Source organism: Burkholderia arboris (assembly GCF_902499125.1).
In the GTDB taxonomy this organism is placed as follows: domain Bacteria; phylum Pseudomonadota; class Gammaproteobacteria; order Burkholderiales; family Burkholderiaceae; genus Burkholderia; species Burkholderia arboris.
On the sequence record NZ_CABVPX010000011.1, the window covers coordinates 195940 to 222835 of the forward strand.

A 26896-nucleotide genomic window follows, 5' to 3' on the forward strand; every position below is an offset into this window, starting at 1 on the left:
AAAATTCCGCGTGCTTAGGCATCGCCCGAGAAGGTCAGGTAGAAAGCGTCATCCGGCGGATCACCGAATACCGAATCGCCAGATAGCGAAAGCGCGTGCCCAGCACCCTTACGATCCTGGACCATTGGGCCCTTCACGCGGATGGCGATGGCCTCGATCTCCACGCCGCTGCCATCCAGCGTGATCGTGCCGCCGGGGCCACGCAGGCGGATTACCTCGCCGGCTTGCAACTCGACAACCTTGGTGCGATGCCGAATGGCTTGCCCCGCCTCCAGTTCGGCACGGCCCTGCACGCGCTGCGTTAGATGCCCACCGATATCCACCGTGTGATCGGCAACGGTCTTGTCGCGGCGATGGTTGCCGACTTCCTCGGTTCGATCCTTGCCGGTGTGGATCGTGTGGTTGCGGCCGATAGCCTGGAAGTCGTCCTGCCCGATGTCGTGGCGCCGGTCCTGACCGATGGTGACCTGCTCGTCGCGACCCACGGTTTCTTTGCGATCGTTGCCGATGGCGATCGTTTCGTCGTGCTCGACCTGCTCGCTGCGGTCGTTGCCCACGAAGGTGGTTTCGTCGTGGTTGACGTGGATGTTCTGATCCCTCTGAGCGTGGACATAGATTTCCTCCTGATCAGCCTCGTCCTCGAAGCGCAGTTCGTTGAAGCCCTCGCCCTTGTGCGTCTGGCTCTTGATCGTCATCCGCGTCTTGTGTCGCGGCAGCTCGTACGGCGGCAATTGCAGGCGGTTGTACGCCCGCCCGATGATGAGAGGCTGGTCCGGATCGCCATCCAGGTTGACCATGATCACTTCCTGCCCGATGCGCGGAATCGCCATATGTCCCCAGGTCGCACCGGCCCAGTTCTGCGCAACCTGGATCCAGCACGAGCTGTGCTCGTCGTGCTTGCCGTCGCGATCCCATGGGAACTGCACCTTCACCCGGCCGTACTCGTCGGTGTAGATCTCTTCGCCTTCGGGGCCCACCACCGTCGCCGGCTGCGGGCCGTCGATGCGCGGGCGCGGCAGCGGCTCGGCGCGCCACTCGGTATCGTCCGGCACCAGTACGGCGTCATAGCGGTAGTGCGTGCCTTGCCGCGCGTCAGCGCTCTCTTCCTCCTGGCTGGTGTACTGCTTGCCGTGATGGATGATGCTGACCGGACGCCAGCCGCGGTTCATGTCCTCACGCGGGTGGCCGGTCAGGTCGAACGCGATGCCCGGCTGCAGGCGCGCATCGTCGCCGCTAACCCGCGCGATACGCGTATCGCGACGATGGCCGCGCAGGCGGTCCTGCGTAAAGGCCTTGCCGCTGGGTTCGTGCTTGTAGCGGCCCGGGTAGTCGTAGCGCGCGTAGCCGCGGCCCTGGTGATCGAGGTCAGTGCCCTCACGCGGATATTCGTGCGGATAGCGTGGGCTCTTGAACGTGTAGTCACGCTGCACCTGGCGCGCGGTGCGCACGTTCTCGGTATAGGCGAACGTACGCAGGCACGGCTGCGACTGGTCGCCGCCGGGTGTGGGGTTATACAGCACCGGCTCGCCCTGCTGGCGACCGAAGATAAAGAGTCGATCGCAGTGGATCAGCCGGTGGCCGTCGGCCTTGTGCTGGAAGGCGTAGAAAAAGCCCTCCTCGCGCAGGATGCGTTCGATGAAATCGTAATCGGTGTCGCCGGCCTGCACGCAGTATTCGCGTGCCAGATGCTCGGCGGTGACGCGCTGCTCGTAATCCAGCGTCTGGTGATGCGCCTTGAGCACGGCCTGCGCAATCTCCGGAACGCTCAACGTCTGGAAGATGCGCCAGTCGGAGGACAGCTTCAGTCGCGCCAGGCGCGGCTCGACGACCGCGGAATACCGGGTACGTCGAAAGCCCGTGTCACCTTGCACGAAACTTGACACCGCGCCGTGCACGTAACGCACGGGTGCGCCGCCCTGCCAGATCGTGAGCAGGCCATTGCAGTCGAACACCTGACCGAAGTCGATGGCGGGATTCGCGCTAGCCAGTTCCACCTGCAACAAAAAGGTCTCGGACAACCCCTCATGCAGCGTGAACTCCACCACTTCGAACGATTCATCGCCAGCGGCGAAGGTAAAACGCAGGTCGGTTCGATCAACCATGAGCATTCCTTACCAGCCCGTTACCGGGCTGGCGATCTACATGCTGAAGTGAGCGACCAGCGCTCGCGCCAGTCGCACGGAGTGGACCAGGCTCAGGCTTCCTGGGGCTTGCGCCAATCGTCCGAGGCTTCGGTGCCGGCGATGGCGTGGGTCCAGGTGATCTTGCGGTAAGCCATGGCGACCTTGACCAGTTGGGTGTACTCGGCCTTGGTCGCGTCCTGCGCATGCGGCAACACGGTGTTGATGTGGACGATGGTGGCGTCTTCGAGCTTGGTGGTGAAGAAGTGCTCCTGCTTGCCCTCGGTCGAAGTGCGGTACCACTTCACTTCCACTTCGGGGAGCATTTCACCGGAGGCCAGCGCCTGATACAGCAGCGGCGTGGCCTTGTTGAGCGGCGAGGTAAAGGTGAACGGCTTGTGCACACGCTGGCCCGACGGCTGGCCGCTCTGCGGGTCGGTCGGGGTGGCGATCAAGTGTTCGACTTCCTGGACCAGGATCTGGTCTTCGTGACCTTCCTGATAGACGTTGCCTACCGAGTCGGCGGTGAAGGCGCCTTGCGTGATGTTGCCCTGGGTCTTGCCCTGAATGCTGATATAAGCGGGAGTCGGCATGGATGCAGTCCTTGTTGTTGGAACCGACACGGCCCTCTGACCGTGTTGCCATCAGTGATGACTGCATTGCTAACGCAATTGCTATGCCAATCTCCGTGAATCGATAACTAATCCTTTCATATCAGAACATTAGCAGCGACACCCTGCCTTTCGGACAAGCGACGGGGAACGCGAAGCCGCGAAAATCGTTTTTTTCGAGGGGAAATCGGGCCATTCGTGGCCCGCTCAAAACCAATCGTTTGAAAGTAAAAGAAATTTACCGGGCCACTTTTGGCCCGACCGGGCCACGAATGGCCCGATCATCAAAGCAATCGCGAACACATACGTCGCAGGAGTACCAAAAAATGCCCCGAAGACCATCCGGCCTTCGGGGCATTTTTGCGTGGGTTCGCTGGTGCGCACGCCGCGTGCGTCAGCCGGGCATCACCCGCGTCAGTGCGACCGGCCCGGTTCCGTGCCCGGCGCGAACGAGATGCCGCGCAGCACTTCCGCAAACTTCGCCGTCCGCAGCACCGCGAACTTCTCGGTGGCAGCCGTCGTCGCGCTCATGTTGCGCAGCACGTCGCGCACCGCGACCAGCCGGTTCGGATCGGCGCCGACATCGCCGTTGCCGCTGACCGTCGACGTGATCGCCCAGATCGTGACCGTGCCGTCACGCTCGACGCGCCCCGTCAGGTTGCGCAGGCCAGCCGTCGCCGGCGCCCACGGCAACCCCGTCGCCGCGTTGTTGCCGACCGGATAGCCGGCCACCGAATACGGCTTGCCGAGGTCCAGCCCGTTCTGCAGCGTGTACGCGAGCTTCCACTGCTTCGCGCCCGCGTCGTACACCCACTTCTGCAGGCCGGCGCCCGTCTGCGCGGCCGCATGCGTGTACAGGTCCGCGCCCCCCGTGTAGCCGTCGCCTTCATCCGCGACGTACAGCGTGTTCGCGTCGGCGAACCACATCCCGAACGGGTAGGACAGCGTCGTCGCGGTCTTGTTCGGCGTGGCCGGGAAGCCGGCCAGCACGCACATGTTGTTCGGCAGGCCGGTCGCCTGCAACGTCGCGGCGTTCACTGCGAGCGGCGCCGTCGGCAGCACGGCCTTCGGCGACGGCACGCCGACGCCAGACGGGCATGCCGCGCCGGTCGTATCGACGAAGTACACGGTGTTCACGCCGTTGCCGCCGCTGCCCTTCGTGTAGTACACGACGTTGTCGTGCACCGCGATGCCGCGGAAGTTGTCGTCCTTGCCGATCTTGTCGGCCTTCGCGCCGAGTTCCGTGACCGAGAAGCTCGCGAGCGGCGTCGGCACGCCCGGGTCCTGCTGCGCTTCGCGATGCTTCGCGCCGTCGATCAGCTGCGCGCCCGCGCCGAGGATCACGTTGTCCGGTTGCGGATTCGCACCGTTGCCGGCATTGCCCGACGTGTAGTAGATCTCGCGGCCGTCGCGGTTGTTCAGGATCGCCGCGCGGCCGTTGTTGCCGCTGTACGCATTCGTCTCGGTGAAACGGAAATGGCCGTGACGATCGACGCGCGCGATCGCGCGGTAGAAGTTCTGCCCGTCCGGGTTCGTCGTATCGACGGCGATCGGCGTGTTCGAGTTCGACACGTCGATCGTGTTGACCGGCGCGACGTAACCCATGAACGTCAGGTAATTGCCGTCGGCCGACAGGTGCAGGCCGAGTTCCGACTTCGAGCTGAAGCTCGTCACCATCTGGTCGTGCGCGAAGCCTTTCTGCAGGCTGTTCGGCACTTCGAGGGTGCCGACGGTGCCGCCTGCCGGCGTGATCTGGTCGAGGAAGATGCGCGACGTGATGCCGAAGCTGCCGTCGTAACGATCGTTGTTCCACACGTACGGATAGGTACCGTCGTTCGGCGCGCCGGACGCCGCGCCGCAACCGCCGGTGGTCTTTGCACAGTTCGGCGGCAGGATCGCGCCGGGCTGCACGTTGGCGGACACGTTGTCGTACACGCTGCGGCTGAGCACCAGGAAACCCGGTACGAAGCGGCTTTCGCCGCCGTCAGTCGGGGCAGCCTGCGCACCGAGGCTGGCGGCAATCAGCGTGAGTGCAACGGCGGGAACAGTTCGATCGCGCAACGTGCGGCGGCGCTTCGCGGACAAGGCGACATTCGGCATGGACAAGGCTCCGTACGACATCGAGTGGGGATGTTGTTGTGGACAGACTGACGACGTGAAGCCCCGCCACCTTAGCCATGCTTGATGAAAAATTGATTGCACGCGATGCCGCCGAAACCCGCAGACGAATGCGGGCGCGTCGGAATCTTCGCTTGTTATTTATATGTAATGCGAAAGAAATGAATCAGACAGCCGGCGACGCGGATTGTCCTGCCTGCGGCTGCGTCAGCTTGCCGTCGCCATACTCGCGCAGTACCTTCGAAATCACGACGCGATAGCCGTCCAGCCAGCGTGCCTGCTTTGCTTTCGCTTCGAGATGCGCCGGATGCTGCATCAACTGCTGAAGCGCAGCTTCGGATTCCCAGTAGTAAACGTTCTGGATCAGCCCCGCTTCGGCGTTCTCCCACGTTTCCTCGCCAAGATAGCCGGGCGTCGCACGCGCAATGTCGGCGATCTGCCGGTCGAGCCGGTGGAACTCGTCGTCGTACTGCCCGGCACGGAAAATGAAGGTCGACGCGTACATGCACGCTCCATGGGAGACGGTTGAAAGAGCGCCAAGTGTAAGGCACCCGCGGCATGCCGAGATCGTCGCGCAGCGGCTACGCGGCGAGCGGATCGGTGACGAGACGGTCGTCGAGCCACGCGTCGATCCTTCGTGCATCGTCACACACGCCGGCGGCGGGCGACGGCATGGCCGCCAGCGCCAGTCGCGCCCGTTCGAGCGCCTGCGCGAAGCCGCGCAACTCATGCGTCGCTGGCCGGTCGTCGGCACGTCGGCGCGCGAGTGCCGCTTCGATGTTTGCGCCGATCAATGCACGCTGCGCGTCGATGAAGTCGATGCACAGCGCGCGGCAATGCGCGGAAACCGATGCAACCGTCAGCAGGACGGGCACGATCGACACGGTCAGGTAGCCGCCTGGCGCAAGCCGCGACAGCGCATGACGCCCATCCTGCCCGCCATCGGTCAATGAGGTGAACACGGCATCGCGCCACACCGCGCGCTCGAACACGAGTGCGTCGCGATGTGCGTCGAGCGCCGCGCGGTCTGCGACCTGCCCGGCCGTTACCAGCGGAATCGGAAAGGAAGACTCGACGGAGGACTGTGCCGCGCCCGCGTCGACGATGCAGCTCGCGCCCAGCCACGCCGCGTCGTCGCGCCGCGCGGCGAGCACACGCGACTGCAACCGGTCCGGCAGCAGCGGATCGAGCGGCACCGCGCCGCAGATCGACGGCTTGTTCGCATGCACGCTGCAGCGGCCGTCGTCGGCCAGCGCCGCGCAACGGCCGAGCGACGGATAGTCGTAGCCCTGCAGCGTCAGCGCGACCCATTCGCCATGCGCGCCGCCGATGCGATGGAACAGCCGGTCGGCCAGCGCATCGGACGCCGCGACGTCATCCGCATCGAGCGCATGCTCTCGCCCGCCCGCACGCCAGCGCTCGCCGATCCGCCGCCTCGGCACGCGGCGGACCGTCAGCGCGCCGACGAAGCGATGCCGATGCCGGAACAGCTCGCGCAACGACAGCGCCGGCGGGCTGTTGCAGCAGCGTCCGCATGCGTTGCACGCAAGCAGGTAGGTCTCTACCACGGCCGCCGCACCGAATCCTGGTAGCGCGTGAGGATGAAGCGCGCGACGTCGTCCGAGTGATACGCGGCAACGAGCTGCGCGACCCACGGCTTCGCGCGATCGGCGTCGCGCACCGTCAGCACGTTCGCATACGGCGAGCGCGCATCCTCGAGGCTGATGCTGTCGCGCGCGGGTTGCAGCCCGGCGCGTGCCGCGTCGTCGCTGTCGATCGCGACGAATGCAGCCGTGTCGAGCGCCGCGTACAGACGATCGCGGCGCAGCGCGACGAGTTTCAGCCCGAGCCGGTTGCCGGTCACATCGCGCAGCGTCGCATGCAGACCGGCTTTTTCGCGCAGCGTCACCAGCGTGTCGTTCTGCAGCAGCACGAGCGCACGCGCCATCCCGCGCGGATCGGCGGGAAGCGCCACCGTCGCACCCGGTTGCAGTTCGTTCAGGCTTTTCAGCTTGCGCGAATAGAACGCCATCGGCAACGTGACGGTCGGCGCGACTTCGGTCAGCGCGTAGCGCTTCTGCGTGCGCGTCGCGGCCAGCTGCTGGGCATCCTCGAAGCTGGCCGCATCGATCCGGCCATCGGCCAGCGCCGTGTCGATGCGCGATGCATCGTCGAATTCGACGACATCGACACCCAATCCTCGCGCAGCGGCGACGCGTTTCACTTCGTCCAGGATCTGCGCATGCACGCCGCGCGTGACGCCGACGCGCACCGCCGGTGCAGCGGTTTCGGCCGCAACGGCCGCGCCCTGATGCACGACGCCGCACGCGGCCAGCAACCACACGGAAACGAATCGCACGAAGCCCTTCGTCATGATGCATCCCTCAGAATCGTGCGAAAACCGATATGCGACGCACCGAGATCGGCTTCCTGCTGTTCGCGCGACGACGCGCGATAGCGCACGCAGTAATCGCGCGAGCACAGGAACGAGCCGCCCTTGATGACCATCGGCGTATCGTGCCGGCGTGTCGGCGGTGCGACGGCCGCCGTGTCGCCGTTCGTGTGCGACTGATGCGGGCCCGTGTACGCGTCCTTCGTCCATTCCCATGCATTGCCGATCATGTCGTAGAGCCGGAAGCCGTTCGCCGCGTAGCAGCCGACAGGCGCGAGCCCCGCATGTCCGTCCTCGGCCGTGTCGAGCACCGGAAACGCACCCTGCCAGTAGTTCGCGGCCGGCTTGCCCTGCGCATCGCGCGGCGCCGCATCGAGCGACGCATCGTCGCGGCCGGCCTTGCCCGCGTATTCCCATTCGGCTTCGGTCGGCAGATCGCGGCCTAGCCAGTGCGCATACGCGAACGCATCGCGCTGCGTGACGAGCGTGACGGGCAGGTTGCCGCGCCCTTCCACGTCGCTGCCCGGCCCGCGCGGATGACGCCACGACGCGCCCTTCACCCACGACCACCACGCGAGGTCGCGCGCATTCATCTCGTCGCGCGTCGGCACATGGAACACCGCCGCGCCGCCCTGCCGCTCGGCCTCGGTCACGTAGCCGGTCGCCTGCACGAACGCGGCGAACTGCGCGATCGTCACGTCGGTCTGGTCGATCCAGAAGCCGCCGACGCGCGCGCGGCCGTCGCCGACCGGACGCTCGTCCGCATAGCCGCGCGTGCTGCCGAACACGAACGCGCCGCCGCGCAGGTGCACCATCCCGGCCTGCGGGTCGTCGCGCCACTTCGCCGGCAGCCCCGAGTAACGCTCGCACTGCCGTTCCGACCCGAGCGGCGCAAGCGCGCGGCCGTGATTCAAGTCGTCGAACGCGCCGCCGGCCGGCGCCGCCGAATTCGCATAGCCCACCGCGAACGCGGCGGCGAACAGCGTGGCGGCCAGCGCCGCGCCGGTCGTCCAGAAGCGGAACCGCATCGTGTCGTCCCCGGTATCAGTAGTAGCCGCGCGGACGCAGCGGCTCGACGCCGCCGACGTTGCTCATGTAGGCCTTCCACTGGTTGACGAGCGTGCCGATCACCGACGGGTTCTGCGCGGACACGTCGGTCGTCTCGCCGCGATCCGACGCGAGGTCGTACAGTTGCCAGTGACCGTCGAGCGGCCCGAGCGGCGGCTCGGTCCACAACGCCTTCCAGCGGCCGTCGGCGCTGCGCAGGTATGCGCGGCCGTACGCTTCGTCGCCGAACGGCGCCGTATGCACCTCACCCGTTGCCGAGCCCGTAAGCACCGGCAGCAGCGACTGCCCCGTGACCGGATACACGTAGCGGTTGTTGTAGATCACCTTGCCCTTGTTCTGGTCGACGCCCGTCAGCGTGTTGACGAGCGGCGGTGCCGGCTGCGACGGCGGCGTGACGCCCGCGACCGCGAGGAACGTCGCCGTGTTGTCGGTCACGTGCGTGAACGCACGCAGCGTCGGCAACTGCTGCGACTGGCCCGGCAGCCGCACGATCGTCGGCGTCGACACGCCGCCTTCGGCCGAATAGCCCTTCGTCAGCCGGAACGGCGATGCGCTCACTTCGGCCCAGCGCAGCCCGTACTGCAGGCGCTGTGCGTTCTGCTTGCCGTTGTCGGTGCCGAGCGCCGAATAGACCGGGTCCTGCGCGTTCGCGGTGTCGGTTGCTGTCGGGTCCGCGCCGCCGTCGATCGGCCAGCCTTCCGCGCCGTTGTCCGACTGGAACATGATGAACGTGTTGTCGTATTCGCCGATGTCCTTCAGGTGCTGGATCAGCAGGCCAATGTTGTAGTCGAGGTTCTCGACCATTCCCGCGTAGATCTCCATGTAACGCGCCTGCGCCTTGCGCTCGGCCGGCGACAGGCTCGCCCACAGCTTGTCGACCTTGCCCGCGCCGTAGTCGCTGTAGCCGTCCGCGGCCGAATGCACGGCGCTGATGTACTTCGCGGCTGCGCTGCCGTTGTTCGCGGTCGCGGGCGATGCGGCCGTCGTCTCGGGCAGGCCGTCGAACGGCTTGAAGTCGGCGGGAATCAGGCCGAGCGCCTTCTGTCGCGCGATCCGCGCGTTGCGGATCGCGTCGTAGCCGGCGTCATAGACGCCCGCGTACTTGTGCAGCCAGGGGTCGGGCACCTGCAGCGGCCAGTGCGGCGACGTGTACGCCGCGTACGCGAAGAACGGCTTGCCGTCGCGCTGGTTCGCATCGATGTACGAGATCAGCTTCTGCGTATAGAAATCGGTCGAATAGAACACGGCCGGGCTGCCGCCCGCGCCACCCGGCTGCCCGGGCTGGCCAGGTTGAACGTAGCGGCCGTCTTCCGTGTAGTTCGACGAGCCGGCCGGCTCGTGCGCGTAGTGGTTCGACGCTGCGCCGCCGAGCAGCACGTAGCTGCGCTCGAAGCCCCACTGGTCCGGCGTCTGCCCGCTGCCCGTCGCGCTGCCGACGATCCCCGAGCCGATGTGCCACTTGCCCGCGATATACGTGTGGTAGCCCGCGTCCTTCAGCAGTTGCGCGAACGACAGCGCGCGATCGTTCAGGTAGCCCTCGTAGCCGGGCAGCCCGCGCCGTTCGTCGGTCGGCACGCCCATCGTGCCTTCGCCGACCAGATGGTGATCGGTGCCGGACACCAGCATCGCGCGCGTGATCGCGCAGACCGTGCCCGTGTGATGGTTCGACAGGATGCGGCCCGATGCGACGAGCGCGTCGAGGTTCGGCGTGTTGATCTCGCCGCCGAATGCATGAATGTCGGAGTAGCCGAGATCGTCGGCCATGATGTACAGGATGTTCGGGCGCTTCGCGGCCTGGGTCGGGGTCGGCGTGGCGTCGGCCTGGGGCGGCGGTGCATCGCTGTCGACGCCGCCGCACGACGCCAGCGACACCGCGCCGGCGATCGCGGCGCAGACGACACGGAAACGGAAAGCATGCAACGGCGCAGCGGACTTTTTCATTATTGTTGACGCTCGATCTAAGGGATCGGCGATCTTAGCGTCGCCCGCGCGGCGCCCAAAGTCGGATTCGTCACATGCTAACGGGGCGCGGGAATATGCGATGCGCGGCGCCCGGCACGCCCCGCGCCGCCGTGCGTCAGCTGCGCCCGCCGAGGCTGCCGCCGCCGTCCACCGACAGCACCTGCCCCGTGACGAAGCCGGCTTCGTCGGACAGGAAGAACGCGATCGCGGCTGCAACGTCGCCGGCTGTGCCGAGCCGGCGCGCGGGAATCGTCGCGAGCACCTTGCGCTCGGCTTCGCTGCCGACCGGCCGCGTCTGGCGGAACAGTTCCGTCTCGATCGGGCCCGGCGCAACCGCGTTGACGGTCACGCCATGCTCGGCCAGTTCGAGCGCCCACGTGCGCGTGCAACCGACGAGCGCGTTCTTCGCGGCCGAATACGCGGTGCGATCGAGGCTGCCGAAAATCGCTCGGCTGCAGATGTTGACGATGCGTCCGTAGCCACGCGCCTTCATCGCATCGGCAAAGTGCTGCGTGACCTGGATCGCGGCCCGCACGTTGAGATCGAACACGGTCTGCAGCGACTGGAAATCGATCTTCCCGAGCGGCTGCGGCAACACGATGCCCGCGTTGTTGACGATGCCGTCGACGTCGTGACGTTCGCCGATCTGCGCGAGTACCGCCGCCGTCTGTCCGATGTCGGCCAGATCGCATGCAAGCAATTCGCCGGGGAAGTCGATGCCCTGCGCATGCCGCGCAAGACCGATGACGCGATGGCCGCGTCGAGCGAGCGTGGCGCTGGTCGCGAGGCCGATGCCGCGCGATGCGCCGGTAACGAGGAAAGTGCGGGATGACATGGGCGTGCCTTTGACGAGGAGTCCGGAAACGGCGCGACGCACCGGTGGTCACCCGGCGCGCGCGTGCTCCGCCCGATTGTGCCGCAGCGTCGCAAAACGCGTACGGTCGCCGCCGGCTACCCGTCGACCTCACGCACACGCCAGTCGATCAGCCGGCCCGCCCCGCCGCGACCGGCATCGCGCGCCGCGACGCGATCCGCAACGCCAGCACGCCGCCGGCCAGCAACGCGACCGCGACGAGCAGCAGCGCGAGATCGTACGAATGCGTAACGTCCTTGATGCGCCCCATCACCGGCGGTAGCGCGAGCCCCGCGATGTTCGCGACCGCATTGATCAGCGCGATCGACGCGGCGGCCGTGAGGCCCGACACGTATTCGGTCGTCACGGCCCAGAACACCGGTGTCGCGGCCCAGTTGAAGCCGACCGCGAGCACGAGCAGCGCATACGCGACCGGCAACACCGGCGCGTAGATCGCCGCGACCAGCAGCGCGCCGGCCAGCAGCATCGGCACGCCGAGATGGCGCGCGCGCTCGCCGCCGAGATCCGAATGCCGGCCGTTCAGATACATCGCGACGCACGCGAACAGGAACGGCAGCGCGGACAGGCTGCCGACCGCAAAGCTCGATTGCCCGGACAGGCTCTTCACGAGCAGCGGCAGGAACAGCGTGAGCCCGATCGTGCCGAACGCCTGCAGCAGCCAGAACGCGGCGAGCACCCACACCTTGCCGTCGCCGAACGCACGCCGCAGCGCGACGCCGTGCGACAGGTGCTCGCGCGGTGCGCTGTCGCGCAGCGTCGCCTCGAGCCACGCGCGCTCGTCGGCCGGCAGCCAGCGCGCATGCGCGGGCGTGTCCGGCAGGCGGCGCAGCACGACGAAGCCGAGCAGCAGCGCGGGCACGCCTTCGAGCAGGAACAGCCAGCGCCAGCCTTCGAGGCCGAGCACGCCGTTCAGGTTCAGCAGCGCACCGGACAGCGGCAGCCCGATCACCGACGCGAGCGTCGCGCCGATGTAGAAGAACGACATCGCGCGCGCCCGATCGCTCTGCGGATACCACGCGGACAGGTAGTAGATGATGCCCGGCGTGAAGCCCGCTTCCGCCGCGCCGAGCAGCAGCCGCATCGCGTACAGCTGCCCCGGCGTATGAACGGCGCTCATCGCGGCCGCGACGATGCCCCACGTGATCATGATCCGCGCGATCCAGCGGCGCGCACCGACGCGTGCGAGGAACAGGTTGCTCGGGATTTCGAACAGGATGTACGTCACGTAGAACAGCCCCGCGCCGAGCCCGTACATTTCGGCGCTGAGGCCGAGGTCGGCGTTCATCTGCAACGCCGCGACCGAGATGTTCGACCGGTCGATGTATGCGACGAGATACAGCAGCATCAGGAACGGAATCAGGCGCAGGTTCAGGCGCCGCATCGTCGCGGCATGCAACTGCGGGGCGGCAGCGGTCATCGGCATGTCTCCATCGTCTCGCGGGACGGTGCGGATGCGCGCACGGTGCGCGGCATCGTCGCGCCGCGTGAGGCGCGGCGTCATGCAGGCCAGTCTAGGAGCCGCGTGAAATTCGCGTCAATTATCGGGACGCCTTCTCGATATGTGAGACGCGAACGAGACCCGTCGCTCAGTAACGCATCACGAGAAACAGCCCGGCCGCGGCAAGCGCCATGCCCGGCCAGGCGAGCGCACCGATCGTCTCGCCGAGCACCGCCAGCGCGATCAGCGCGGTCGCGGGCGGAATCAGGAAGAACAGCGCCGACACGCGCGACGCCTCGCCGTATCGCACCATCGCGAGCAGCAGCGAGATCGCGATCAGCGAATTGCAGATGACGAGGTAGGCAAGCGAACCGGCGAGGCCGGCCGTCCATTCCACGTGCATCGGTTCGAGCGCGAACGCGAGCGGCGCGGTAACGGCAAGGCCGACCGCGTACTGCACGAGGTTCGCGGTGACCGGATGCACGTCGGTGCCGAAGCGCTTCTCCCACAGCGTGCCGCCGGTGATGCAGGCGAGTGCAAGCAGTGCGAAGGCCAGCGCCCACGGCGAAGCGATATCGACCGACGAGCGCGCGAGGATCACCAGCACCGCGCCCGCGGCGCCGAGCGCGAGCCCGAGCCAGCGCAGCGCGCCGACGCGTTCGCCGGCGATCATCGGCGCGAGCAGACCGACGAGGATCGGCTGCTGCGACGTGACGAGCGCGACGGCGCCGGCCGACATGCCGAGCTTCAGGCTCAGGTACGTGAACGCGAAATAGCCGGCCTGCAGCAACAGGCCGACGACGACGAGGTTGCGCCATTCGCGCCGCGTGCGCGGCAACGGCGGACGCAGCCACAGGAACGGGCCGGCGAGCAGCGCGACCACGCATGCATAGCGCAGCGCGAGGAAGGTGAGCGGATCGGCATAGCGCAGGCCGAGCTTCAGGAACACGAAACCGCTGGCCCACAGCAGCAGGAACAGTGCAGGCGCGATGCGCAGCCAGCCGGGTTGGCGTGTGGCCATCGGGGTGCCGATCGCGGTCATGCGCGCTCGCCTCGCGGCGCCGCGTGAGCGTCCGCCGCTTTCGTGCCGGGATAGCGTGCGGGCCGGCGCATCATCGACGGATCAGGTGATACGCGACGTTGATCACGGTCGCGACGATGCCGACGACGATCGCGACCTGCAGCTTCCTGTTCATGACCGCCTGCCCCCGCCAGTGCGTTGTGCGGGTGATCATACGCCGCGTCAACCGAACGTGCCGCGTCGCTACGGAGCGTGAGCGCTGCGCTGCGGCACGCGCTCGCCATCGGCGTCATCGGACGCCAGTATGGACGGAATCTCGTCGACCAGCGCGTCGATGACCACGCGCACCTTCGATGGCACATGACGCGAGGCCGGCCGCACCGCGTACACCTCGGCGCCCGACACGCTGTCGCTGTCCATCACGAGCGCGAGACGGCCGTCACGGACGTAGGGCGCCATCAGCCAGCACGGCAACCACGCGAGGCCCGCACCGGCGGCGGCCGCATCGGCGATCGCCTGCAGGTCGTCGAACCGCAGGCGGCCGGCCGTGCGATGGTCGTGGACCGCGCCGTCCGTACCGATGATCCGCCACGGCGTCGGCTGCCCGGCGCGCGAGTATGCAATGCCGACGTGGGACGCAAGCGCGTCGAGCCCCGACGGCCGCCCATGACGGTCCAGATATGCGGGCGATGCGCAGATGCCCATGCGCTGCACGCCCAGCTTCCGGCCGACGAGCGCGCTCGTATCGGCCAGCGCGCCGATGCGCACTGCAATGTCGAAACCGTCGTTCACGAGGTCGGCCACGCGATCGCTGAACGACACGTCGATTTCGAGCCGCGGATGCCGCTCGACGAGGCGCCGCACGACGGGCGCCACGCATTGCCGCCCGAACAGCACGGGTACGCTGATCCGCACGCGCCCGGCCGGCTCGCGGCGACCCGCGTCGAGCGCGGCCTCGGTCTCGCCGAGTTCGGCCAGCAGCCGCCGGCACTGCTCGTAATAGACGAGCCCTTCGTCGGTCAGGCCGAGCTGGCGCGTGGTGCGCTGCAGGAGGCGCGCGCCGAGACGCTGTTCGAGCCGTGCGACGATCTTCGCGACGGCCGAACGCGTGATGCCGAGGCGCAACGCCGCCGCCGCGAAGCTGCCCGATTCCACCACGTCGACAAATTCGGCGACGCCTCTCAGCCGTTCGTCCATGCAACTCCGCTCCGTTGGGATGACAGGCTTGTGTCCACACCGGCGACAATCGTTGGCCGAATTCTCGCCAATGCGTCCCCCTGCGCAACACTATGATAGTCCGGACTATCTCGAAAAGGAGCGGACATGCATGCATGGCAAGTTAAACCGGGCGACGGCGTTGCCGGGCTTCGGCGCATCGACGCGACGCCGCGCCCGGTCGGGCCGACCGACGTCGTTGTGAAGATCCACTCGGCCGCCCTCAACTATCGCGACCTGATGTTCGCGCGCGGCGACTATCTCGGCATCGGTACGGAAGCGTTGATCCCGGTCGCCGACGGCGCCGGCGAAGTCGTCGAAACCGGCCGCGATGTCACGCGCTTCAAGCCCGGCGATCGCGTGATCAACACGTATTTCCCGCACTGGATCGACGGGCCGGCCACGCCGCACAAAGTCTCGGGGTCGGCCGGCTCGCATTTCGACGGTGTGCTGGCCGAACGCTTCGTGTCCGACGAAGCCGCGCTGGTCGCGATTCCCGCGCATCTCGACTATGACGAAGCGGCGACGCTGTCGTGCGCGGGCATCACCGCATGGAACGCGCTGTTCGTCGACGGCGGGCTGGGGCCGGGCGCGACCGTCGTCCTGCTCGGCACGGGCGGCGTCTCGATCATCGCGCTGCAACTCGCGCATGCGGCCGGGTTGCGCACGATCGTGACATCGTCGAGCGACGCGAAGCTCGAACGCGCCCGCGCACTCGGTGCGGACGCAACGATCAACTATCACGCCACGCCCGAGTGGCAACACGAAGTGCTGCGGCTCACCGACGGCGTGGGCGCGGACCTGGTCGTCGAAGTGGGCGGCCGCGACACGCTGCCACGCTCGGTCGCCGCGACAAAGATGGGCGGCATCGTGTCGGTGATCGGCGGCCTCAGCAGCTTCGGCGGGCCGGAACTCGGGCTGCTGTCGCTGATCGGCGGCGTCCGCCAGTTGCACGGATTCATGGTCGGCAGCCGCGCGATGCTCGACGACGTCGTGCGGCTCGTCGATGCGAAGCGGCTCAAGCCGGTGATCGATCGCGTGTTCGGCTTCGACGAAGCGCCGCAGGCGTATGCGTACCTGCAGTCGGGGCAGCATTTCGGGAAGGTCGTGATTCGCGTCGCGCAGTAATCGAAAGAGGCGGCGGGCCGCCTCCGCCGCCTTCCGGCCGGGGTCCGTCAGAAGCGGTGCCGGATCCCCGCATGCACCATCAGTTGCTTCGCGTTCGACGACAGATCGGCCGCGCCGGGGATATACGCCTGATCGAGCGACGAACCGGTCGCGTCGCCGGCAATCCGCTGGTACGCGCCCATCAGGTACACGTCCGTGCGTTTCGACAGGTTGTAGTCGGCCATCAACCCGATCGAATGGATCTTCGGCTTCGCGGCGCCCGTCGTCGCGTCGTAGCGCACCGTCGTGTACACGTATTGCGCGCCGACGAAGAATGCAGGCGTGAACTGGTACTTGCCGTTCACTTCGAAGTTCTGATACTTGATCGCCGTGACCGTGCCGCCCGCGAGCGGCCCCGTCACCGGTTCGATCGTCTCGTCGCCGAACAGGTAGCCGACGTTCGCGGTCGGCCGCGTGACGTTGCTGTTCGTGTACGCGAATCCGACCGTCGCGGGCCCTGCGGTGTAGTTGATGCCCGCCCCGAAGATCCGCAGTCGTGCCGACGCGAAATTCGCGTCGGCGCCGACCGACCCCGAACCGGCGATCGCCCCGCCCGACGTCGCACCCGGGTTGTTCGCGTTCAGGAACGCCGCGCCGACGAGCAGGCCGCCCTGCTCGTACTGCGCGCCGACGCTCCATACACGGTTGTTCGCGAAACCCGTGTCGTTGCTGAAGCTGTAGGTGCCGCCGAACGAGAAGCCGGAGAAGTCCGGGCTCGCGTACTTGACCGTGTTGTTCACGCGGAACGTATTGCCGGTGTTGTCGTTGTCGAGCGGGTGCGAGAACGGATAGACGCCCCAGCTCCCGTTCGCGGTCGTCGGCGCAAGATAGTCGACGACCGAATCGTATTGCCGGCCGAGCGTCAGCGTGCCGAAGCGCGTGCTGCCGAGCCCGACGTAGGCCTGACGCCCGAACATGCGGCCGCCCTGTGCGAGCGTGCCGTTGTTCACGTTGAAGCCGTTCTCGATCTGGAACAGCGCGCTGTAGCCGCCGCCCAGGTCCTCGGTACCCTTCAGCCCCCAGCGGCTGCCCTGAGCGAAGCCGCTTGCCATCTGCCACGCGCCATGGCCGCCGACGTTGCTCGTATAGTCGATGCCGGCATCGACGAGGCCGTAAAGCGTGACACTGCTTTGCGCGAACGCGGGCGCTGCGCACAGCGCCGGAATCGCGACAAGAATCGATCTCCAGTTCATCCGTATTCCTTATTTATTTATGGCAGATCGCGCACATCGCGTGCGCGCCGCTTACTTCCCGCCGTAGATATCGAAGTCGAAATACTTGCGGTTGATTCGCTGGTACGTGCCGTTCGCGAGAATCGTTGCGAGCGCCTGGTTGAATGCGTCGCGCAGGTCGTTGTCCTGCTTGCGCAACCCGAGGCCGTCGCCCTGCCCGAAGTACTTCACGTCGTCGATCGGTGCGCCGGCGAACGTGAAGTCCTTGCCCTGCGGCTTCTTCAGGAACCCGTCGCTGGCCGCGATCGATGCCTGGAACGCCGCGTCGAGCCGCCCCGTCACGAGATCGGCGTACACCTGATCCTGGTTCTGGTACGACACGATCTGCACGCCGGCCGGCTGCCAGTTCGCGACCGCGTAGTCGGCCTGCGCGGAACCCTGCTCGACCCCCACGCGCTTGCCCTTCAGCGACTCGGCGCTCGGCAGCAGCGGCGACCCCTTGTGCACGACCAGTCGCGCCGGCGCGTTCGAGATCCGGTTCGTGAACGCGATCTGCTGCATCCGCTTCGGCGTGATCGTCATCGACGACGCGATCACGTCGAACTTGCGCGCGAGCAGCCCCGGAATCATCCCGTCGAAGCTCGACTCGACCCACACGCAGCGCGCGTGCAGTTCCGCGCACAACGCATTCGTGATGTCGATCCCGAAGCCCGTCAGCCTGCCGTCGGGCAGCTTGTATTCAAGCGGCGGGTAAGTCGGATCGACCGCGAGGCGGATCTCCCTGCCCGTCCAGTCGCCGGCATGCGCCGTCCCTGCCGCCAGCGCCACCGCGAGCGCCGCCATCAACTTCCACTGTTTCATTGCCTGTCTCCTTGTGTAAATCGTGAACCGTGACCCCAAACCGGGCAATCGCATCACGCGAGGTATCGCTCCGCAAGCGCGATCCAGTAGCTCGCGCCGGTCGCCAGGCACGCATCGTTGAAGTCGTAACCCGGGTGATGCAGCCCGCATCCGGCTGCACCGTCGCCATTGCCGATCGACAGGTAGCTGCCCGGGCACGCCTCGAGCATGAATGCGAAGTCCTCGCTCGCCGCGATCGGCCGCAGATGCGGAATCAGCGCCGCGTCGCCGCCCCACTCGCGGGCCACGTCGCGCGCAAAGGCCGTTTCCGCCGCATGATTGACGAGCACCGGATAGCCGTACCGATAGTCGATCTCGACTGTCGCGCCGTAGCTCGCGGCCTGCCCCTGCACGATCGCGCGGATGCGCCGCTCGAGCAGCGCGCGCACGTCCGGCGACAACGCGCGCACGCTGAGTTCGAGCTCCGCATGCGGCGGGATCACGTTCGATGCGGTGCCCGCATGGATCGAGCCGGCCGAGACGATCGCCAGTTCCTGCGGATTCACGTTGCGCGACACGACCGTCTGCAACGCCATCACGATCGACGCACACACCACCACCGGATCGATCGTCGTGTGGGGCGCGGCGCCATGCCCGCCGCGTCCGATCACGCGCACGTGCACCTCGTCGGCCGATGCCATCGCCGGGCCGTCGCAGAAGCCGAGCACGCCGGCCGGCAAGCCCGGCACGTTGTGCATCGCGAACACGGCATCGCACGGGAACAGCGTGAACAGACCGTCGTCGATCATCCGCTTCGCGCCGCCGAGCCCTTCTTCGGCCGGCTGGAAAATCACGTTCAGCGTGCCCGAGAAACACGCGCGTTCCGCCAGGCAGCGGGCCGCCGCGAGCAGCATCGCCGTATGACCATCGTGGCCGCACGCGTGCATCACGCCGTCGCGCCGGCTCGCATGCGGCAGCCCGGTGGTCTCGCGAATCGGCAGCGCGTCCATGTCCGCGCGCAACCCGAGCCGCTTCCCGGTGCCGCGCGTCAGTGTGCCGACCACGCCCGTGCCGCCGAGCCCGCGCGTCACCCGATAACCCCACGTTGTCAGGCATTCGGCCACGAGCTCGCTCGTCGCATGTTCCTCGAAGCCGAGTTCGGGATGGGCGTGCAGCCGGTGGCGCAGCGCAATCATCTCCGTCTCGATGGCCGCCATTTCCGACGGAATGTTTTCATGGTCCAACCCCGATTCTCCTCGATGCGTTCCGCGGGTCGATCGCCCGGATGACCGATCGTGGCCGAATCGTATGCAGCGAAAATCCCGGCGAACAGCCGCGGTTTCGTTATGATGACAACCTTTCGTTGTCGGGTATCGCCCCATGAGTACGATGAAACTGCATCAGTTGCAGGCGCTCGTCGCGAGCGCGGAGGCTGGGAGCATCCGCGGCGCGGCGCGTACGCTGGGGCTGTCGCAGGCGGCCGTCACGCGCGCGCTGCGCGAACTGGAAGCGAGCGAGCGGCTGCCGCTGCTCGTGCGCGCGCCGGAAGGCATCGGCTTCACCGAATACGGCAAGACGCTGCTCACGCACGCGAAACTCGTGCTGAAGCAGCTCGAACATGCGCAAAGCGATCTCGAACGCATGCGCGGCCGCGTCGAGGGCCGGCTGAGCATCGGCGTGACGCCGTGGCTCACGGTGACGTTCCTCGCGGAGGCGGTTCTGCTGTTTCGCGAGCGGATGCCCGACGTGCGCCTCGAACTCCACGAAGCGCTGATCGCCGTCGCGCAGCCGCTGCTGCGCGACGGCAGCATGGATTTCGCGCTCGGGCATGTGCCGCCGGGCGGCACGCAGGAATTTTCCTGCGAACCGATGCTGCGCTACGAGACGTCGGTCATGGTGCGCGCCGGCCACCCGCTTGAACGCGCGCGGTCGATCCACGACCTGCTCGACAACGACTGGGTGCTGAATTTCGCGGCCGACGGGCAGGCCGCGCTCGTCGACTATCTGTTCACGCGCCACGGCGCACGGATCGACGAACGGCGCATCGTTCGTGCCCAGTCGGTCGCGATGTTGCAGACGATGCTCGAACAGGCCGACATGTGCACGTGGTGCCCGACGATTCTCGCGGCCGTGCCGCCGTTCGGCGAACGGATGCGCGCATTGTCGCTGAAGGAAACGTTCGAACCGCGCGACCTCGGAATCGTCACGCGCCGCAGCAGCACGCTGAGCGACGCGGCGCGCTGCTTTATCGACTGCCTGCTGCAGGTGATCCGCCGGCATGCACGATCCGCGCGCAAGGAGGATCTCGCGCTGTTCAGGACGGTGTCGCTGCTGATCTGACGGCCGCGGGACGCCGGCCGCTCACCTCACCCGCCGCGGCACCGGCACACCCGCACCGGTGCCGCGGCAGGCACCACGCGTCAGATCTTCGCGGTCAGCGTGATCCCTACCGTGCGCGGATCGCCGTACAGCACCGGATACGCGCCATATGACGGCAGCAGTTCGAGCTTCTTGTAGACCTTGTTCGTCAGGTTCGTCACGTAGCCCGTCACGATGTACTTCTGGTCCGGCGTCGTGTACGACACATGCGCGTTCAGTACCGTATAGCCGCCCTGCCACAGCTGCGGCATCGTCTGCCGCGTCGCGCTGAAGTACTCGCGGCTGCGGTAGTTCACGTCGCCACCGGCCGTCAGCGTGCCGAACGACACCGGCACGCGATAGTCGAAGCCCGCGTTCAGCGTCGTATGCGGCGAACGCGCGAACGAGTTGCCCACCGCCGTCGGCACGTAGCGGAACTCCGTGTAGCGCGTGTTCAGCATCCCGAGGTTCGCGAACAGGTACAGGCTGTTGACGGGCTGCGCCTTCAGCTCCAGTTCGAAGCCGTCCGCACGCCCCTGCCCCGCGTTCGACAGCGTCGACACCGGCGGACCGCCGAACGGGTTCGGCGCGAGCGCGAACACCTGGATGTCGCGATAGTCGTAGTGGAACACGCTCGCGTTGACGATCAGCCGCTTGTCGAACCACTCGCTCTTGATGCCGACTTCGTAATCGGTCAGGTACTCCGGCGATACCGTCGACACCGTGCTCTGCGTATACGCGTTGCCGTTGTAGCCGCCCGAACGGAAGCCGCGCGCATAGCGGAAATACGCACGCACGTTGTTGCTGAGCGCATATTCGGGCGTGAGATCCCAGGTCGGCGCGCGCCACGTGTTCGTCTGGTTCTGCTGCGCGCTGACCGCGAGCGGCGACGACACCGACGACGGCGACCACCAGCTGTTCGGATCGCTGAACGTCACGTTGCCGGTATCCTGCAGCCCGGTGAGGTTGATGGTCTTGCGCTCGATCGTGTAGCGCAGCCCGCCCGTCACGTTGAAGCGGTCGGTGAACCGGTACTTCACGCTGCCGAAGATCGCTGCGCTCTGCGTATGCTGCGTGAGGTCCGTCAGATGGTAGTACGCGGGCGACGGCGAGCCCGGCAGCCCGCCGCCGGCGCCCTGCTCGGCCAGTTGCTCGGTGAACAGGTGCGTGCCGACGAGCCAGCTCAGCCGGTCGCTTTGCGGCGATTCGAGCCGGAATTCCTGCGAGAACTGGCGGCTCGACAGGCGGTCGTGCGAACGCGCCGCATCGAACGGCGAGTAGTCCTCGTCGTCCTGGTACCAGCGGTGCAGCCCTTCGAACGCGGTGATCGACGTCAGCGACACCGCCGGGTTGATGCGCCAGTGCGCGGTCAGCGACGTGCCCCACGACGAGATGTGATCGCTCGACGGAGCATTGAGCGACACCGTATACGGATCGCTCGACCCGACGAAACCGAACTGGTTCGCGCCGCCGCGCCCCGCGCCTTCCGCATGCCACGCATTGCCGCCGCCCGTGTAGTTGCGGCCGTGGATGTTGAACAGGAAATCGGTATCCGACGTCGGCACGGCCAGCACCTGGAAGCGCACCGCGTTGTCGTGGAAGCCGCCGAAGCGCCCCTGCTGCACGGTGTTCGTGTAGAAGCTGTCGGCATTCTCGTGATACACCGACACGCGCGCGGCCAGCACGTCGTTCTTGCCGATCGGTCCGCCGATCGCGGCCTCCGCGAGCCGGCTGTTGTACTGGCCGAGCCCGAGCTTGCCGTACCCGCTCACGTCGAAGGTCGGTTTCTGCGACGTGATGCTGAGCGCGCCGCCGACGGTATTCTTGCCCCACAGCGTGCCTTGCGGCCCGCGCAGCACCTCGATGCGATCGAGGTCGAACAGCGGAAAGCCCTGCCCGAACACGCTGTTGATGTACACGTCGTCGAAGTACACGCCGATCGGGCTCAGCGACAGGTCCGACGGATCGTTGCTGCCGACCCCGCGCATGAACCAGCGCGGCCGCTCGCGGCCTTCGGTCGATTGCCCGGTGAAGTTCGGCACGTACTTCGTCACGTCGTTGATGACGCGCAGCTCGTTGTTCTTGATCGCATCGCCGCTCAGCGCGCTCACCGCGACCGGCACGTCCTGGATGCTCTCCTTGCGCCGGCGCGCCGTCACGGTCACCGTGCCGAGGTTCGTTTCGCGCGCGGCCGCGCCGCGGTTCGCACGGGCTGCCTTCGGCGCGGCCGTGGCCGCCGCTTCCGGTGCCTGTTGCGCCGGCTTCGCGTCCGGCGCCCCCGCCGTCGCCGCGCCGTCCTCCGCCCACGCCGGCAACGATACGGTGCCGCCCGTCAGCAGTCCCCCCAGCGCGGTGACGATTAGTTTTTTCCTGAACATCGATGAGTCATCCTGTTTGATCGGTTGAACGCACGTGCGAGCTACGCACGGGTTCTCTATTGCAATTCGGATGCCAGCATCGAGAGGCCCGTCGTACGGGGCTTCCAGCACGCATGCAGTGCCGGTGTTGCTGCATGCGCATCTGTGGAGCGAAGCAAACTGCTTGTCACGCAACACCGGCACCGACAATCATCAGGACAGCTTTGCAGGCAGTGACGGGATCGCTCCGCGCCGCGCGTGAGCGAACCGCAGCGCGAACGCAACCAGCGCGACGACGGGCAGCCAGCACAGAAACACCGCCGGCAACCCGACCACCGGCACGAGCGCGCTGCCGGCCAGCGGTCCGCAGAACGCACCCGTCATCGACGCGAGGTTGTAGAGGCTCGACACCTGGCTCTTGTCGGCCGGATGACGGCCGAGATGCTGCATGTTGACGAGATGCAGCAGCGACGATCCGGCGCACAGCGCGGCGAGCCCTGCGCCGACGATCCACGCGTCGTGCGCGAGGCCGAGCGCGAGCAGCCCGGCCACGCCGCCCGCGAGGCTGAATGCATGGCAACGGTGCGCCGTCATCCGCTGCGCGACATGCCCGAGTCCGAACAGCGCGATCACCGCAACGACGCCCTGCAGGGTCAGCAGCGCGACGGCTCCCGACTGCGACAACCCCAGATACTGGATGGCGAGCACGACCGTAAAGGTGCCGGCGAGCGAGCGGGTCGCACTGTTCACCGCTTCCAGCGCAAGTTGCTCGCGCACGTCGCGGCTCCAGGCGAGCGCGAGCAACGCACGCAGGCCGCCGGTTTCGGTTTGCGTGCCGCGTGGCGGCGGTTCCGCGTCGCCGAGCAGCATCCGGCTGAACCACGCCATGCCCGCGAAGCTCGCCGACGCGGCGCAGAACGTCGCGACCGCGCCATGCGCGCCGATCAGCCAGCTCGCGAGCCACGGCCCGGCCATGCCCGTTCCGACCGACATGGCCGCGCGATACCAGCCCGCGCGGGCGAGGCCGATCTGCGCGAGCCGCGCGAGGAACACACCGTTGATCGATACGATCCGGAACGGGATGCACAGCCCGATCAGCGCCTGCGTGAGCGCGATCAGCGGCCATGCGCCGGTGAACGGCACGACGAGATTGAGCAGCATCGGCCCCATGCTCGCGGCGAAGTACACGCGCCGCGCGCCGTAGCGCGCGACCAGCAGCCCGGCCGGCAATGTCATCAGCGCGATGCCGAGCGGCTCCATCGCGGCGATGATGCCGAGCCGCGCGCTGTCGACGCCGAGCGCGAGCGCATACAGCGTCGTCGCGAGCTGCGCCATGCTGATCGTCGTGCCGCTCGCGAGCGCCAGCAGCATGAAGCCGCCGGTGAAGCGCTCGCGCCGGCACGCGTCGGCAACGCGTGCCGGCGTGCTCACCGCGCGGCGTCGCGTGACAGCGTCGCGATGCCGTCGAGCGCGCGCCGGTCGATCCACGCGCGCACGTCGAAGTCGGCAGGCAGGAATCGCCAGTCGACCAGGAAGCGCTTGAAATCGTCGAGTGCGGCGATCGACGCTTCGTCGAGATCCGTGCGCAACCGGAGATGCACGTCGGCACCGTACGCAAGCCGCAGCCAGTCATGGCCCGACCCCGTCTCGCGGCCGAGATAGCCGAGCACTTCCTGCTCGTGCTCGCGCGCCCAGCCCTCGACGTCGGTCACGCGCGCGAGGAAGCGGCTGACGATGCCGGGGTGACGTTCGAGCGTCGACGCATTGACGGTCAGCGGGCGCGGCGAACCGTTGTTGATGCGGATCTGCGGATCGGGATGAAAGCCGATGTCGACGACCGGCTGCGCGCCGATCAGGTGCGCGGTTTCCAGCCCGAGCGAGCCCTTCACGTAGATCGCGTCGACATCGCCGCGCACGAGCGCGGCCGCTTCCGCCGCATAGAGCCGCCGGCTCGACAGGCTCGCGGGGTGGCTGAACGCCGCGTCGCGGGTCACGGGCGTCGCCACCGGCGCGCGCAGGTTAGACGCCGGGACGTCGACCCATTCGACATCGCCGGGGCCGAGCCCGTCGAGCGACAGCGCGCTGACGAAGCCGCGCAGCGCGGCCGCGCGGAAAATGTCGATGCGCTCGCCGTCGCGGCGCGGCAGGCCGATGCGGCGCCCGCGCAAGTCCTTCGGCCGCGTCAGGCCGGCTTCCGGCAGCGCGACGATCGCCTGTGCCTCGTCGACCCAGGTCAGCGCGACCACGCGCGTGTCGGCGCCGGCCGCGCGTGCCCACAGCGCGGGAATGCTGCCGCCCTGCCGGAACGCGTTGTCGAGCGAATGATCGACGTGCGCGTGATGCAATGCCGCGTGCTGGCTTTCCTGCAGCGCGCGCACGGTGATGCCGTCGCCGGCGAATTCGCTGTCGAGCCAGCCGAGATGCGCGGCGATGCCGAGCGGCGTCGGCACCGGACAGCGCGTGTACCAGATCGACTGAACGTTGTGTGAAGCCGTGGTGCTCATGGATGCGTTCGCAAAAGAAGTCGTGAAAGGCGCGTCAGCCGCGCGGCGCGGTGAGCACCGACAGCCGCGTGATGCCCGCGTGCTCGATCGCGGCCATCAGCTTCGCGACGGTGCCGTACGGCACGTGCTCGTCGGCCTGCAGGTCGAGCGCGACGTCGGGCCGGCCCGCTTTCAGCGCGGCCAGCTCGGCCGGCACCGCGGCAAGCGCGACCGCGCGCTTGTCGAGATACACGACGCCTTTCGCGTCGACACTCACGGTCACGTTCGGCTTGCGGTCGGCCGGTGCGGTGGCGACGGTGTTCGGGAGAGTCACGTGCACCGCGTTGTTGAGCAGCGGCGCCGTGACGATGAAGGCGACGAGCAGCACGAGCATCACGTCGACGAGCGGCGTGATGTTGATTTCGCTGAGCACGTCGTCGTTGTCGGAGGAGGACGAGAAGGCCATTATGCGAACGCCTCCTGACGGGTGTCGCCGGCGCGACGTGCCGGTGCGGCAGCAGGCAGCGCGGCCGGCACGCGGAAGCCGGCCTTCTGCGCGAGCGTGACGAAGTCGGTCGCGAACGCATCGAGGTCGGCCGATGCGGCTTTCACGCGGCGCACGAAGAAGTTGTACGCGAGCACGGCCGGCACCGCGACCGCGATGCCAATCCCGGTCGCGACGAGCGCCTCGCCGATCGGCCCGGCGACGACGTCGATGCTCGCCGACGCGCTGTGCGTGATCGCGGTCAGCGCATGGATGATGCCGAACACGGTGCCGAACAGGCCGACGAACGGTGCGGTGCTGCCGATCGATGCGAGCACGGCCAGCCCCGCTTCCTCGCGCCGGCGCGCGTTGTGGATCTGCTGCCGCAGATGGCGCTCGAGCAGGTCGTGGCGGCTCCAGCTGTGTTCGAGATCGTGCGCGCTGCTCTCGTCGGCGCGCCGCAGCGCGTCGAAGCCCGTGGCGGCGAGTTCGCCCACCGGGCTGTTCGCGCCGTCGAGCGCGGCCGCGTCGTGGAAGCTGTTCGCGGCCCAGAACGCGCTGACGTAACGCCGGTTGCGCGCGCTCGACCGCAGGCTCTGGATCGCCTTCACGACGATCAGCGTCCACGTGACGACGGAGAAGACGACGAGCAGCCAGAGCGCGCCCTGGACGATGAAGGTGGTCGGAATACCGTTCATGATGTGAGTTCCTTGAGATATGTGGCGGGCCGCCCGGCGGGTCAGCCCAGCTTGAAATCGATCGGCACGTTGACCCAGCCGTCGACGGCTTCGTCGCCGCGCTTCGCGGGCACGAACGTCCAGCGCTTCACGGCGGCCATCGCTGCGTTGTCGAGCAAGCGGCGGCCGCTGCTCGTGCGGACGTCGACCGAATCGGGCGTGCCGTTCGCGAGCACGTGCACGCGCAGCACGACGCGCCCTTCCCAGCCCTGGTCCTGCGCGAACGCCGGATAGTCGGGCGCCGGGTTGCGCAGGTATGCCGCGTCGCCGATCGGTGCGGTTTCGCGCGCAGGTGCGGCGGGCGCAGGCGCCGGTGCCGGAGCGGCGATGGCCGGCGCCGTTGGCGCGGGCGCCGCTTCGCGCGACGCCTGCGGCACGGCGGACAACGCGGGTGCCGGATGCGGAACGGCCATGCGCGGCGTCAGCGGCTTCGCCGGTGTCGGCGCCTGCTTCAACGGCTTCGGCGGCACAACCGGCGG

At 67.6% G+C, this 26896-nt stretch carries 24 protein-coding genes; 2 read left to right on the forward strand and 22 right to left on the reverse strand.

Annotation, left to right across the window (positions count from 1 at the left end):
• Positions 1-14: 14 nt before the first annotated feature.
• From BLA15945_RS16010 to BLA15945_RS16065, 13 genes are all read right to left on the reverse strand, one after another.
• Positions 15-2102, reverse strand: coding sequence for a type VI secretion system Vgr family protein (locus BLA15945_RS16010; RefSeq protein ID WP_174992891.1), 2088 nt, complete (start codon positions 2100-2102; stop codon positions 15-17).
• Positions 2103-2194: 92 nt separating this feature from the next.
• Complete coding sequence (locus BLA15945_RS16015) at positions 2195-2713, reverse strand: Hcp family type VI secretion system effector (RefSeq protein ID WP_174992892.1); 519 nt, start codon at positions 2711-2713, stop codon at positions 2195-2197.
• 432 nt (positions 2714-3145) lie between these two features.
• A complete protein-coding gene (locus tag BLA15945_RS16020) occupies positions 3146-4831 on the reverse strand; it encodes a hypothetical protein (protein ID WP_174992893.1) in 1686 nt (561 codons plus the stop codon).
• 184 nt (positions 4832-5015) lie between these two features.
• A complete protein-coding gene (locus BLA15945_RS16025; RefSeq protein ID WP_174992894.1) occupies positions 5016-5354 on the reverse strand; it encodes an antibiotic biosynthesis monooxygenase family protein in 339 nt (112 codons plus the stop codon).
• A gap of 76 nt (positions 5355-5430) precedes the next feature.
• Positions 5431-6417: a YkgJ family cysteine cluster protein gene (locus BLA15945_RS16030; RefSeq protein ID WP_174992895.1), complete on the reverse strand. Its 987-nt coding sequence runs from the start codon at positions 6415-6417 to the stop codon at positions 5431-5433.
• Positions 6411-7223, reverse strand: a complete 813-nt coding sequence (locus BLA15945_RS16035) for a MetQ/NlpA family lipoprotein (protein ID WP_174992896.1) — start codon at positions 7221-7223, stop codon at positions 6411-6413. The genes BLA15945_RS16030 and BLA15945_RS16035 overlap by 7 nt, the downstream gene beginning before the upstream one ends.
• A complete protein-coding gene (locus tag BLA15945_RS16040; protein ID WP_174992897.1) occupies positions 7220-8269 on the reverse strand; it encodes a formylglycine-generating enzyme family protein in 1050 nt (349 codons plus the stop codon). Before BLA15945_RS16040 ends, BLA15945_RS16035 begins: the two co-directional genes overlap by 4 nt.
• 16 nt (positions 8270-8285) lie before the next feature.
• Entirely contained in the window at positions 8286-10250 is a 1965-nt protein-coding gene (locus BLA15945_RS16045; RefSeq protein ID WP_174992898.1) for an arylsulfatase, read from the reverse strand.
• A gap of 136 nt (positions 10251-10386) precedes the next feature.
• Positions 10387-11106, reverse strand: a complete 720-nt coding sequence (locus BLA15945_RS16050; protein ID WP_174992899.1) for an SDR family oxidoreductase — start codon at positions 11104-11106, stop codon at positions 10387-10389.
• A 148-nt stretch (positions 11107-11254) separates the two neighbouring features.
• A complete protein-coding gene (locus BLA15945_RS16055) occupies positions 11255-12562 on the reverse strand; it encodes an MFS transporter (protein WP_174992900.1) in 1308 nt (435 codons plus the stop codon).
• Positions 12563-12731: 169 nt separating this feature from the next.
• The gene (locus BLA15945_RS16060; RefSeq protein ID WP_174992901.1) at positions 12732-13625 is read right to left on the reverse strand and encodes a DMT family transporter; all 894 of its coding nucleotides are present in this window, start codon (positions 13623-13625) and stop codon (positions 12732-12734) included.
• 70 nt (positions 13626-13695) lie between these two features.
• Positions 13696-13818: a hypothetical protein gene (locus BLA15945_RS37860; protein WP_265095823.1), complete on the reverse strand. Its 123-nt coding sequence runs from the start codon at positions 13816-13818 to the stop codon at positions 13696-13698.
• Between the two features lie 29 nt (positions 13819-13847).
• A complete protein-coding gene (locus BLA15945_RS16065) occupies positions 13848-14801 on the reverse strand; it encodes a LysR substrate-binding domain-containing protein (protein WP_174992902.1) in 954 nt (317 codons plus the stop codon).
• A gap of 126 nt (positions 14802-14927) precedes the next feature.
• Here BLA15945_RS16065 and BLA15945_RS16070 point away from each other — a divergent pair, with 126 nt between their 5' ends.
• Positions 14928-15947, forward strand: coding sequence for a zinc-dependent alcohol dehydrogenase family protein (locus BLA15945_RS16070; protein ID WP_174992903.1), 1020 nt, complete (start codon positions 14928-14930; stop codon positions 15945-15947).
• 47 nt (positions 15948-15994) lie between these two features.
• Here BLA15945_RS16070 and BLA15945_RS16075 read toward each other — a convergent pair whose 3' ends face one another.
• The 3 genes from BLA15945_RS16075 to BLA15945_RS16085 are packed head-to-tail and all read right to left on the reverse strand — an operon-like array spanning position 15995 to position 19194.
• Positions 15995-17179 (reverse strand): porin, encoded by a 1185-nt coding sequence (locus BLA15945_RS16075; RefSeq protein ID WP_174992904.1) that lies wholly within the window; start codon positions 17177-17179, stop codon positions 15995-15997.
• Between the two features lie 51 nt (positions 17180-17230).
• Positions 17231-18019, reverse strand: a complete 789-nt coding sequence (locus tag BLA15945_RS16080) for an ABC transporter substrate-binding protein (RefSeq protein WP_059237640.1) — start codon at positions 18017-18019, stop codon at positions 17231-17233.
• Positions 18020-18072: 53 nt separating this feature from the next.
• Complete coding sequence (locus BLA15945_RS16085) at positions 18073-19194, reverse strand: M20 aminoacylase family protein (protein WP_407045106.1); 1122 nt, start codon at positions 19192-19194, stop codon at positions 18073-18075.
• Positions 19195-19378: 184 nt separating this feature from the next.
• On the opposite strand from BLA15945_RS16085, the gene BLA15945_RS16090 reads away from it, so the two are divergent.
• A complete protein-coding gene (locus BLA15945_RS16090) occupies positions 19379-20338 on the forward strand; it encodes a LysR family transcriptional regulator (RefSeq protein WP_174992906.1) in 960 nt (319 codons plus the stop codon).
• An 80-nt stretch (positions 20339-20418) separates the two neighbouring features.
• Here the strand turns inward: BLA15945_RS16090 and BLA15945_RS16095 are convergent, their stop codons facing one another.
• The 6 genes from BLA15945_RS16095 to BLA15945_RS16120 all read right to left on the reverse strand — a co-directional run.
• Positions 20419-22734 (reverse strand): TonB-dependent receptor, encoded by a 2316-nt coding sequence (locus BLA15945_RS16095; protein WP_174992907.1) that lies wholly within the window; start codon positions 22732-22734, stop codon positions 20419-20421.
• Positions 22735-22926: 192 nt separating this feature from the next.
• Entirely contained in the window at positions 22927-24144 is a 1218-nt protein-coding gene (locus tag BLA15945_RS16100; protein ID WP_174992908.1) for an MFS transporter, read from the reverse strand.
• On the reverse strand, positions 24141-25217 hold the full coding sequence (locus tag BLA15945_RS16105) for an ABC transporter substrate-binding protein (RefSeq protein ID WP_174992909.1): 1077 nt from the start codon (positions 25215-25217) through the stop codon (positions 24141-24143). Before BLA15945_RS16105 ends, BLA15945_RS16100 begins: the two co-directional genes overlap by 4 nt.
• Before the next feature lie 34 nt (positions 25218-25251).
• Positions 25252-25662 (reverse strand): ExbD/TolR family protein, encoded by a 411-nt coding sequence (locus BLA15945_RS16110; protein WP_049036336.1) that lies wholly within the window; start codon positions 25660-25662, stop codon positions 25252-25254.
• The gene (locus BLA15945_RS16115; protein ID WP_059237646.1) at positions 25662-26378 is read right to left on the reverse strand and encodes a MotA/TolQ/ExbB proton channel family protein; all 717 of its coding nucleotides are present in this window, start codon (positions 26376-26378) and stop codon (positions 25662-25664) included. Before BLA15945_RS16115 ends, BLA15945_RS16110 begins: the two co-directional genes overlap by 1 nt.
• Positions 26379-26419: 41 nt before the next feature.
• A partial coding sequence (locus tag BLA15945_RS16120) for an energy transducer TonB (RefSeq protein ID WP_233464237.1) occupies positions 26420-26896 on the reverse strand: 477 nt, incomplete at its 5' end.